Annotated in this window: 4 protein-coding genes; 3 read left to right on the forward strand and 1 reads right to left on the reverse strand. The window is 72.2% G+C overall.

Features of this window, described 5'->3' with window-relative positions; genetic code table 11:
• The first annotated feature begins 27 nt into the window (after positions 1-27).
• From ABD378_RS15465 to fxsT, 3 genes are all read left to right on the forward strand, one after another.
• Positions 28-4,725, forward strand: coding sequence for a hypothetical protein (locus tag ABD378_RS15465; protein ID WP_344521463.1), 4,698 nt, complete (start codon positions 28-30; stop codon positions 4,723-4,725).
• A gap of 204 nt (positions 4,726-4,929) precedes the next feature.
• The gene (locus ABD378_RS15470; RefSeq protein WP_344521464.1) at positions 4,930-6,381 is read left to right on the forward strand and encodes a VMAP-C domain-containing protein; all 1,452 of its coding nucleotides are present in this window, start codon (positions 4,930-4,932) and stop codon (positions 6,379-6,381) included.
• 335 nt (positions 6,382-6,716) lie between these two features.
• Positions 6,717-10,619, forward strand: a complete 3,903-nt coding sequence (gene fxsT / locus ABD378_RS15475) for an FxSxx-COOH system tetratricopeptide repeat protein (RefSeq protein WP_344521465.1) — start codon at positions 6,717-6,719, stop codon at positions 10,617-10,619.
• A gap of 64 nt (positions 10,620-10,683) precedes the next feature.
• Here the strand turns inward: fxsT and ABD378_RS15480 are convergent.
• A partial coding sequence (locus tag ABD378_RS15480; RefSeq protein ID WP_344521466.1) for an aKG-HExxH-type peptide beta-hydroxylase occupies positions 10,684-12,157 on the reverse strand: 1,474 nt, incomplete at its 5' end.

The following is a 12,157-nucleotide window of genomic DNA, read 5'->3' on the forward strand; positions in this document are numbered from 1 at the left end:
TCAGTGGCGCGTGTCAGGATCTTCGGCATGGCTCCAGCGCTTGTGATTCCTCTGCCGACACAACCTCACTCCTCCACGCTGTACCTCGACTGGGCAAGGGCTCATGACCCCGCTGCCGAGCCGGTCGCCGAGGAGTCGACAGAGCTGCTGCGGACCGAGCTCGGGCGGGCGCACGAGAAGCCGGGGCAGGTACTGCGGGAACTCGGCTGGCGCGCCGAGCGGTTGCCCGCGGCCCACCGGCCGTGGTTCTGGGACACGGTGGGTCACCGGCTGAGCTCCTGGCAGCCCCGGCACGCCGGGCGGGCCTACGCACTGGCACGCCAGGCCGAGCAGAAGCTGGGACTGCCGGTCGACGAGGGACACCGCGTCGAGAACGCGCTGCTGTTCGCCCGCGCTGGCGCCCTGCCCGCCAAGGAGATGGGCGCGCACCAGCGGTGGCTGGCCGCCTCGCTGTCTCCGGAGCGGGCGCATCAGGAGTTCGTGCGCTTCCTGACGGCGTGGGCGGGGTCGCCCGCGGGCCTCGCCGCCGACCTGGCCACGCGGATCCGGAATTCGGCGCGGAGCGCCGGCCTCGGGCAGGCCGAGGAGGCGCGCGTACTCGGCGAAGTCCTGCGCCAGGCGCGCGGGAAGCCCGTGCCGGACGCCCTCCTCGACGCGGCGGCCGCCGTGCTCGCGGACCACCCGGCGGACGACGCGCTGAGCAGCGCCCTGGTGGACCTCTTCCCCTCCCACAACACCGACGGCGCCGCCTGGCTGCGCCTGCTGGCCCGCTCCGGAGCGGGCGACGCCATGGTGGCGGGCCGGGTCACGCCCGAGGGCGGCTGCGGGGCCTGGCTCGGACGGTTCACGTACGCCTACGGCTATCGGAAGGCCGACGGCGGCGGCGTCAGCCGCCAGCAGCTTCCGCGAGAACTGCTCGACCTGGTGACCGGACTCGCGCCGTTCATCCGCGCGGAGGGCGGGCCGGTCCAGGTGCACAGGACGCGGCACCACTACACGGGCCTGGACGCCGACCTGTTGGACACCTGCCTGGCCGCGGGCGTCGCCGTGGAGGATCCCGGCCTGCGGGTGCCGCTCAACTTCTGGGGCGAGCGTTCGCACCGCGACCTGCGTTCCCTGGCCGAGGACCCGGTCTTCGGGCCGCGCCTCGAGGGCACGGTCCACGCCCGGCTGCGGCGCGGCACCGCACTGACACTGCTGCCGGGCAACGCCGGCATCAATGCCGAGGTGCACGGGCGGATCACCCGCCTGCTCGGGGAGTTGCGCGGCGGAGGACTGGCCGCCGCCGAGGAGGCGGTGGTCGAACTCGGCTCGCTGCTCGACCGGCCCACGGCCACCGCTCTGGACGGCATCGAAGAAGCCCTGGCCGAGCTGGACCTCGTGGGCCCGCTCGCGCGTGCCCTGCGGGCCGGGCTTCCGGAGGAGTTCGGCTGGCCCGCCCTGGAGGACGCCCTGGCCGAGTTCGACGACGGCACGGTCACGGGAGTGACGGGCACCTGGCCCGTTCTCACCGTCTTCTCCCGCGATCGTGCCGTGGCGGTCGACCACGCGGGGCGCCGTGCCGCGTTCGCGTTCCGTCTCCCCGAGGAGGCCAGGAGCCAGAGCGTGCACTACGTAGGAGGCCGCTTCCTGGTGGGGTGGAGCACCGACGACCAGCTGGGTCTGGTCAGCGACGCCTTCTGGTCCGACCGGCCCGAGGACGTGTTCAAGCCGGAGAACCCGCTGGGCATGGTCGCCTACGGAGGCCACATCGACGGCGGGCTCGGCTTCCAGTTCGAGACGGCGGACGGGACCGGCCGGCACGACGGCGAACGTGCGCTGCGGCCGGGAGACCGCGAAGGCATCAGCGGTCACGAACAGCAGCTGAGCGACGGGAAGCACTGCTGGAGCTCCGCCCCCTTCGGCAACGAGCGGCACGGCGGCAGGGACCGCGGCTGGACGCGCTTCGATCCGGAGACCGGCGTGCGGGGCGAGGACCGCCGACTGCCCGACTTCCCCGGTGCTCCTCCGGCCGAACAGGGCATGGCCGTCCACCTGGACGGCATCTCCCTCGCACCGATGCCGCCGGGCGCGGCCCCGTCACCGCTCGGCCAGGACGGATCGCTGGTCGGCTGCCGTGTGCTCTACCGCACGGACTACCCGAGCAACGCCCCCGAGCGCTACACCCTGGAGAGCATCGACGGCCGCCGCGCCGACTTCCGTGTGACACGTCAGGGGCAGACCCCCTGGGGGATCGTCCACATGCCCGAGGAGGGTGAGTACGGCGTCCTGGCCGAGACGGACCGGGTCCGCTGCCACTCCGCCGAGGACGGCTCCCTCCTGTGGGAGCTGCCCGGGTTCCCCGACCGGAGCTGGCTGCGGGCCTTCAAGCTGCGGGCCGCCAAGGGGAACAACCAGAGGCCCGACCGGCTGAACAGCGCCGGGAAGTTCCTGGCCCCGCCGCCCGCCTTCTGGCACTTCCTCACACCACGCGACCCGGCGTCCTCCAGGGCGCTGCGCGCGGCGACCCACGCCACCGCGCGGACCCTGCTGGAAGCGGCCCGTACGGCCACGTCCGACCACGAGCTGCACGCCGAACTCGTCAGCGCCCTCCCTCAGTTGAAGGACCGCCGCATCATCGAGGGTGCGCTCCGGGCAGCTCGCCGCGCGGCAGCCGCCCTGGCCCTTCGCGAGGTGCTCTCCCGGCAGGTCGGCATCATGCGTTCGGGGCCCGCGGTCACGCTCCGGGCGGAAGTCTCGGACACGGACCTGACCGCGGCACTGCGCGGGCTCCTGACCAACCCCCAAGGCTTCCGGCGACACTCCGCCCAGCCACAGCCCGCCACGCAGACCGCCATCGCCGCCGACGGCCGCCACCTGCGCGGCGAGACGGACGACGAGACCCGCAGGCTCAGCCCGCCCGCGCCGCCCGCCGACTGGACGACACTGCTCGGCGGAATCGACGCGGTGGCCTGGCGCGCGGTCACCGCCCCCACCCCGGACACCGAACGGGCAGCCCTGACCGAGCTGTTGCACACCTGGAGCGGGCAGCCCTTCGCCGAGCCCGGCAGCAGTTGGCGCACCGGCCGGGCCACCGAGTCCGCACTGGCCGCGAGCCGCGCCGCCGGGCACCCGGTGGCAGCGACCACGGCAGCCGCTCCCGCCGACCGCGGCCGGGTCACCGCACCGGCCGACCCCGAGCTCCGGTTCATCCAGCCCGGCGCGGCCCCCGCACCGGAGGGCGCGACGGACTGCGAGACGGTCGGCATCGCCCGTGACGACGCGGCGCGTCTCGTACGCCTCCTCGAACTCCTCGCCGTGAAGGGCCCGTTGCCCCTGAGCACCGAAGCCCTGACGGAGTTCTCCCGCCGGACCGGAGCACGGCGAGCGCTCGCGGCGCTCGCGCTCGGTGGACTGCCCCGGCAGGCCTGGACCGACGATCACCGCAAGATGCTGCGAGGAGCTCCCTACCGAGCGACCAAGGAAATCGAGTCCGCGTACGACAGCCTCTTCTCGAAGCTGGGCATCGCGGGACGCCAGGAGATCCTCGCGGCGGGCATGCCGGACGACCCGGCCGACCTCTGGGCCGATGGCGGCGTCGTGGCCGCCGCCGGGCGCATGGCGGAGGTGTGGATCCGGCTCCTCGGAGCGCGTCCGTACGTCGACGAGGACCTGACCGCGGCGCTGGAGAACGATCTGACCCTGGGCGCCGACTGGGCCGCCGCACTCGCCGGTTCGGGCACCCAGGACGCAACCGCAGCAAGATATGTCCTCGCGGCCGACACTCACGGCGGAGTCAAACTGCACCGGACCAACCCGGACGGCTCCCTGGGGAACTGGGTCTACGGAAAAAGCGTCCCGCACCGCGCGCTCTCCTCGCTCCTGGTGTGGGCGCTCACCGAGCGCCCGGTCGGGGACCCGGCCGTCGCGGGCGTACCCGACCTGCACGCGCGCCTGCGCGAGCTGCCGCTGTCCCTCGGCTGCCACGCCTTCCCCGGCGGTGCGCAGGAGATCGCCCGCCGCTTCGGCCCGACCCGCCATCCCTTGCATCCGTCTCCCGGCTCACCCCCGCAGGGAGGAGCCGATGAAGCGGTGGCCTACGACGACGGCCTGCTCATCGTCGGCGCGCCCCAGGGACACGTCTTCGTCCGCCCCGCCGGACTGGCCGATCCGGGCCGCCTCCAGCGGGTGACCCGCGTATGCCAGGAGCTCGCCCTCCCCGACCTGCTGCGACGCGTCCGGGAGACGGCGGCTCTGTACGAGGACGGCCTGGCCAGGATGGTCGACCGAGCCGCCGACTCGCCCGTTCCCGCGGGTGGTTATGAGGCAAACCCTCAGCTCAGCGTCCCCGAGCTGGTCACGGAGGTGGCCGCGGCACTCGGCGTGGGCCGCGACGCCGCAGCGCTCCACCTCCAGCTCCTCGCCCTGCCCGCCCCCACGGACCGCAACGTACGACGCTGGAACAGCTGGACGGCCGCCCGCCACAAAGCCGCGCAAGCGGAGCTGGCCGCGGCAGGCGTCATCGAGACCGGCAAGCGCCCCAGGGCGGGCCGCACGGCGTTCCTGCCCGGCGGCTGGACCGAGGCCGCCGCACCGCACCTGCCCCTGGAGTCCGCGAAGCCGGCCACGCTCCTGGCCTCACCGGACGGCCGCGGCGGTTTCGACGGCCCCTTCATACGACTGCTGCCAACCGTGCCCTTGCATGAACTGTTCGCCAGGGCATGGGAGTTGGCAGCTCGCCCCTGATGGTCACAGCTCTGCTCTGCTAATGGCCGGAGGCCTGCCGTGAGCCTGACTGTGGTCGTACGCTTGCTGTCACCATCGATACGACGGTGCCGCACATCGATGCACGCGTGCTGATCGATGCATGAGTGCTGACTGCTGACTGCTGGTGGCGATCGGGAGGTCACGGGGGTGGAAGGGCGCAGCCCTGCGAGGGTTCGCAACAAGTTGGTCGCCGACATCGTCGACGTACTGCAGGAATCGAGCACGGTACGACAGGAGAACAGCGCCGACATATGGGTGCGCATGCTGAGCGACGAGCTGGACTCACCCGTCGAACCTTTGCGCAACGCGGCGCTGCGGCCCTGGCTGCTGCACCTGGTGGAACACTGCGCGCGGATCCCTGACGGGCTGCAGTGTCTGGTGCGCTGCCTGCAATATCTGGAGCAGCAGTCTTCCGCCATTCTGTCGCTGCTGCGGCTGGTGGACGAATGGGAGGCCGTGGAATTCTTCGACGGCACCGACCTGCACCCCTTGCAGCCGATCCTGCGGGACATGCGCTCATCGGCCGGACTCGCCACGCTGGCCCGGCGAGCCAGCCGGTCACGCACCCAGGAATTGCCCGCGTGGTGCGACACGGGTTGGGCAGTCTTCCTACGACTGGCCGGCGACAACACCGCCGCTAAAGAACTGCCGGTGAGCATGGCGTTCCTGGCCCTGGCCGCCGAACAGCTCGTGGAGGACGGACAGATGGAGGCAGCGGAGGACCTGCGTCGCTGGAACCGTCAGCAGGCAAGGACATGGGGCCTTGAGGACCAGATCGTCGACTGGCAGCGCAGCGGCATGGCTCAGCAGGCCCCACCGCCCATGGTGCCCGCGTATCTGATGATCCAGTTCGAGCCCGACGGGGTGGACCCCGAGCGCTATTTCCTCTCCCACTGGCGGCAGTCGGACGCCGAGGGCTGGCATCCCGTACCGGGCGAGACCCTGCACCTGCACCGCGACGAACTGCCCGCGGAGGTCGAGGTCCTCATCGAGCAGACCGAGGAGCGGTGGGCGGACCTGAGACAACCGGTCGTCCTGGAGTTCATCCTGCCGTGGGAACTACTGGGGGAGCCGGTGGAGTGGTGGCACAAGGAGTCCTCCTCCTCGACACCGACACCCCTGGTGATGGACTACGCCGTGCTGATCCGCAGTTTCGAGCGCCTGCGCAAGGCCGCCTGGCACCGCCCCTGGCACAAGAAGTGGCGTCAGCTCAAGGAGCAGCCCGCCGACAGCCATTCGTACTTCAACCCTCCCGGCCAGTCGCACTTCCACCTGGAGCGCGAGCTGAAGGATGACGACCACGCGGTCTGCCTGGTGCTGAGCCGGCCGCCGGGCACCGACTCACGCGACAGCCGCCGGGAGTTCATGGCAGGACTGCGGGCGGGGGTGCCCGCGATGATCTGGCACCGGGGCGACTGCGGCGATCCCGCCTTCAAGGAGGCGGTCGCCGAGATGGTCCAGGACAGGGGCCTGTCCAGTCTGATGACGCGCGCCGGAAATTGGCGCAAGGAGGCTCTGGCGCTGGGACCCGAGGGCTGGGACAACCACGTGGGACGCCATCTGGCGATCCTGCTCGACGATCCGGAACGCAGACCCGGGCCGCCCGGCCCCGACCGCGCGCCGGTGACGAGTTGAACGGGCCCGCCGGCCACATGTCCGTGATCCTCCCGCACTCGGCGAGAGGGGGTGCCGCGCCGTGAACCAGCCGGCCTCCACTGCCGTGCGGCCGTTACCCGCAGGGGGCAAGAAGTTTCCCGCAAGGGGCAGGAAACTTCCCGCCGGAGGCACTGTTTTTCCTGCCGAAGGCGCGACTTCCGGCAGGATTTCCGTGCGCCCCGGGCCATGCGGCCGTACCCCCTTGCTTGCAGTGCGGGCGCACTGTCACGCTGCGCTTGTGGATGTCACGCACGCCCGCGCTCTGCGGGACTCCGCACAACTGTCCTGGCCGCCACGACGCCTTGAGGGCGCATATGCATGACGACGGAGGGCAGCGGCAGGGACCGGCTACGCGGGCACGTCGTGAGGCCGCGTCCGTTCTCCGTCGGCTCGGACACTCGAGGCCCGGCCGGCCGGGCAGACCGGAACGCTCCGAAGCGGTCCTCGTCATCGACGGTCACCTGACGATGAAGGTGTGGGACCAGGCGGTCCACGACCTGGCCGACGAACTGAACCGCGCGGGGGACTTCGCGCGCGTACGCGTGCTGCACCTGCGCGGCACCGACGAGACCGGCCCCGCCCGTCTCAGCATGGAAGAGCCCATCGGCAGCGCCGGGGACATGGACCGCGTGGTCCTCGTGCTGACCGACGGTCTGGCGGCCGGATGGCGGTCGGGCGCGGTCATGCCCCTGCTGCGCGCCTGGGGGCGCACCTGTCCGGTCGCCGTGGTGCATGTGCTCCCCCAGCAGCTGTGGTTCCGCACGGGCCTCGACGTCCTGCGGGTGCGGCTGCGCGCCGACCACGCCTGGGCGGCCAACAGCGAGCTCGACTGGGAGCTGCGCGAGGCCCCCGTGGAGTCGCACGACCCGGACGAGCCCGAGGCCGAGGGGGACGCGGTCCTCGTGCCTGTCCTGGCCCTGACCAACCGCTGGGCCGAGGCCTGGACCCAGCTCGTCATGGGCCCGGAGCCGCGGTGGCTCGAGATGTCCGCCATCCGGGCGCAGGACTGGAAGCGCCGGCCTGACGCGGCGCGCGCCCTGCCCTGGACGGACGACATCCCTGACCCGCGCAGCACGGTGCCCGCATCGGAGCGCGTGTCGGATTTCCGCGCCGGCGCCTCGCCCACGGCCTTCACGCTGGCGACGCGCTTATCCGCCGTCCCCCTGAGCCTCCCCCTCATCCGCAAGGTCCTGGAGACCACACCCGGAGCGGGGCCGGTGCACGCGTCGGAGCTGCTGATGAGCGGCCTCGTCCGGCCCAGTGGGGCACACGGCGAGGACATCACGGACGTGGCGTTCTCCTTCGCCCCCGACGTCCGCGAGGAACTGCTCGCCCTGGGCCGCCGCAGCGACACGGCACGGATCCTGCACGACGTACGCGCCCTGTTGGCGGGTGTCGGAGCAGAGACCGCCTCGCTGCTCCCCTCCCCGGCCGAACCACTGGACACCCTGGCCATGCCCCGGGTGAACAGTCGCAATATCGGTTTCCTGCGCGTGGAACTCGCCGCGCTGAGAGCACTCTCCGGTCGTTTCATGCAGCGCGCCGCTCTGCTGGCAGGCGTACTTGGCTGGCACGATCGGCGATACGCAGTCAGCCTGGAGAAAAGCGGTGGAACCCCCGTCTCTCGGCCCGTCCTTGAAGGAGCTTCGGTGATGTCGACTACGCCCCAGCAAACAATGGAGGGGGACCGCACATCACAGCCGCGCGTCTGGGGAAACCTACCGCCGAGGAACCCCAATTTCACCGGCCGCGCAGAGCTCCTCGAACTGCTCGGTGAGCGCCTGCGCGAGGGCACGACCACGGTCCTGCCCGAGGCGATCCACGGCATGGGCGGCGTGGGCAAGACCCAGCTGGCCATCGAGTACGCGTACCGGCACCAGGGCGAGTACGACATCGTCTGGTGGATCCCCTCCGAGCGGCCCGGCCAGATCGGTCAGGCCCTGGTGGAACTGGCCGGGCGCCTGGGCCTTGAGACCAGCACCGAGGCGAACATCGCGGGACCCGCGGTGCGTGAGGCCCTTCGCGAGGGCCGCCCCTTCTCGCGCTGGCTGCTGATCTTCGACAACGCCGACAACCCCGAGCAGGTACGCCACTACTTCCCCACCGGAGGCAACGGCACGATCCTGGTGACCTCCCGCAACAGGCGGTGGGGTCTGGTCGGCGGCTCGCTCGAGGTGGACGTCTTCACGCGCGAGGAGAGCAAGGAACTCCTTCGCCATTCCGGGCCGCCCCTCCAGGAGGACGAGGCCGACCGGCTTGCCGAGGCGCTGGGAGACCTGCCGCTCGCCCTGGAGCAGGCCGCCGCGTGGCGCGCGGAGACGGGCATGCCCGCGTCCGAGTATCTGCGCCTCTTCGAGAGTAAGCGCACCGAACTCCTGGAGACGTCCCCGCCCCCGGACTACCAACTGCCGGTCGCCGCCGCCTGGAACGTCTCCCTCGACCACCTGGAGACCCGCAGCCCCTCGGCCCTGCGTCTGCTGCAGCTCTGCTCGTACTTCGCGCCGGACCCGATCTCGCGGTCCATCTTCTCCGGCCTCGGGAACAGCAGCATCTTCCCCGAGCTCGACGCGACGCTGAACGACCCGATGCGGCTCGCGCGCGCCATAAGGGAGGTGAACCGCTACTCCCTCGCCCGCATCGACCACCGTACGAACTCCATCGAGATGCACCGCCTCGTCCAGCTCGTCCTGAACAACCGCATGACCCCCGAGGAGCAGGTCCGGATGCGCCACGGCGCCCACACCCTGCTGGCCGCCGCCGACCCCAAGTCCCCGGTGGCCCCGGCCAACTGGCCCCGCTACGCGGAGCTGTACAGCCACGTCATCGCCTCCGAGGCGATCAAGTCGGACCAGCCCTGGGTGCGCCAGCTCGTCCTGAACGTCGCCCTGTACCTCTACCACTGGGGCGACCACGACGTGGCGCTCGACTTCTCCGAGCGGGCCTGGGCGACCTGGCGGGACGTCTTCGGCGAGGAAGACCAGATGACGCTCATCATGGGGCAGAAGCTGGGCTTCTTCTACTGGAGCGTCGGCCGCCACCGCGAGGCCGCGGCCCTTGTGGACCAGATCAGGGCGATCTACGAGCGCACGGCCCCGGCCGGCCGTGAGGACGCCCGCGAGGACGCCCTGGACGCGATCAACTTCGAGGCCGCCGTGCGACGTGTCGAAGGAGACTTCGCCCTCGGCGCCCAGCTGGACGCCACGGTGTACGAGCGGGCACGCAGGGCCTTCGGCGAAGAGGACCCGACCACCCTGAACACCGCCCACAACCTCGCGGTGAGCCTGCGCCTGATGGGGGACTACCGCCAGGCCTACGAACTCGACCAGCAGACCCTGGCGTTGAAGCTGCGGGTGCTCGGCCAGGACCATCAGCAGACGCTGCACACCGAGCTCAACGTCGCCATCGACATGCGCGAGACAGGGGACTACGTCGGCGCGCGCGCCCGCCAGGAAGCCGTCATGATCGCCTACCGCGAGGTCTTCGGCCGCGGCAACCCCGCCACCATCGGCACGGTGCGCCAGCTCAGCGAGGCCTGCCGCAAGGAGGGCGACCACGCCAAGTCCCTGGAACTGGCCACCGACGCCAGCTCCCGCTTCACCCGCCGGTACGGCGACAACCACCCGCAGTCCCTCTCCGCCGCCCTGACCCTGTCCATCGCACTGCGCGAGAACGGCGACCTCCAGGCGGCACGCGAGCGGGGTGTCAAGGCGTGCCGGGGGTACCGCGACATCTTCGACCCCGACCACCCCCACGTACTGGCCGCCGACATCGACCTCGCGGTGACGCTGCGTCTGCTCGGCAATCCCGACGAGGCGCGCCGGCTCGACGAAGCGGCCCTCTCCTCCCTCACCGAACGGCTCGGCCCGGCCCACCCCATCGCCCTGGCCTGCGCCATCAACCTGGCCAGCGATCAGGCGGCGCTCGGCGACCACGGCTCGGCCCGCGTGCTCGGCCAGGAGACCCTGGAGCGCTGCCGGGCCACGCTCGGCGAGGACCACCCCACCACGCTCGCCTGTGCCATCAACCTGGCGGCGGACCTCACCGCGCTGGGCGAGGAGGCCGACGGAGCCGCGGTGCGGGCCGACACGCTGGCGCGGATGGAGCGCGTGCTCGACGAGCCCCGGCTCCGCTCGGAGCATGCCGCTCCGCACCCGGCCACCGTCCAGGCCAAGGCGGGGCAGCGCGCCAACTGCGACATCGACCCCGTACCGCTGTAGCCCGCCCGTACCGCTCGTCGCGGCGGGGGCTCGTGAAGCCCCCGCCCCGCTAGCCCTCGGCTCGCTAGCCCTCGGCCGCCCCGCCCCGCCCCAGCCACCGCGCCAGCTCCACCGGGTCGGCTCGCTGCCCCGTGGCACGTTCCAGTGCGCTCTGTACGGCGCAGGCCCGTTCCGGGAAGTGGCACAGAAGGCGGGACGCGTCCCGCTGCTCCGGCATTCCGGCAAGGGCCCGCCCCAGCCCCGCCCAGGCAGCGAACGGTGCTTCCTTGCCGGTGAGTTGGGCGACGAACGCGTCCCGCGCGCCATCCAGGTCGCCCCGCGCGAGCAGCAGGTCGGCGACGCAGGACCCCTCGACGTCGCTCGGATCGGCCGAGGGGTCGCCCAGGCGGTAGCGGGCCAGGACGGCCGCGGTGTCGAGATAGCGGGGCTCGGCGTCCGGGACGAGCTCGGGTCGCGCGGCGAGCGCGGCCGGGGGCCGGGCGTCGCCCCGCCGCCAGGCCCGCAGGGCCTCCTCCACGGCCGAGGCTTCAGGCCGCAGATGATGCGCGCGCCAGCGGGCGCGGTGGTCGGCCGCCACCTCCTGTGCCAGGGCGAGCTCGGCGGCCGGCACCGGCTCGGCCATCCACTCCACGCATCGACCGCGCAGCGCGCCGAGGAGCCGCCGCCCCAGCGGTGTCAGGTGTTCGTGTCGGTGGACGAGCTCCACGGTGGACGCCACCTGGGCGCGCCACAGCGCGAACTCGAAGTGCGCCATCGGGGCCTGCGCGGCTTCGGCGGCGTGCCGGTGGGCACGCCAGAACCGGGCGACGCCCGCGAAGGCGTAGATCCCCTGAAGCAGCCCGCTCAGCGGCCGCGGATCGTCCCGCCAGGGAGCGTAGAAGAGCTGCTCGCGCGCGCCCTGCGGGTCCGGTGGCGTGCTCAGCGGCCCCAGATGGATCAGGCCGCCCAGCTTGGTGTGCTGGAACTCGTGCACCAGCGTGGCGGCGAGCTGTGCGACGTCGTCCGGCCGCGACGCCATCACGCCACCGAACGCGTCCCCGGCCGTGACACTGTGTGGCCGATACCTTTCTCTGGCCGGTGTGGGGGCCAGCGACATCAGCCCGGCGCGCATCGCCTCCGCGCTCTCCGGCTCGTCGCGCCGCAGGATCTCCCACGCGTCCCTGAGCAGGTCCTGCCAGGTCCGCGCCTCGGCGGTGGACAGGAGGTGGGGCGGGCTCGGGTACGGGAAGGTGCGATAGGGGTCCAACTCGTCGAGCACAAGAGACTTTCCGGATCCCGTGCCGCCAGCGCCGCCCGTGTCGTCCGTACCGCCCGTACCACCCGTGCCGCCCAGTTCGAGGCGGCGCACCGCGTGCCAGCCCGGCGCGGCCCGCGACCACTGGGGCCCGGCCGTCACCGTCTGCCGACGGCCGGTGATCCGCAGCCGCCCGTCCCGCGCATCGACCTGTGCCGTGCCCCACGGCTCCGCCGTGTCCGCGAGCACCGCGCAGCCCAGGGTGGGCAGCGGCACCAGGCCCTGGCGGGCCGGGACGGTGACG

The sequence above is a fragment of the Streptomyces rectiviolaceus genome (assembly GCF_039533825.1).
GTDB lineage: Bacteria > Actinomycetota > Actinomycetes > Streptomycetales > Streptomycetaceae > Streptomyces > Streptomyces rectiviolaceus.

Bases quoted from the DNA above. Each gene is read 5' to 3' on its own strand.
- ABD378_RS15465 (WP_344521463.1), top strand. From the start codon at position 28: ATGGCTCCAGCGCTTGTGATTCCTCTGCCGACACAACCTCACTCCTCC.
- fxsT (WP_344521465.1), top strand. From the start codon at position 6,717: ATGCATGACGACGGAGGGCAGCGGCAGGGACCGGCTACGCGGGCACGT.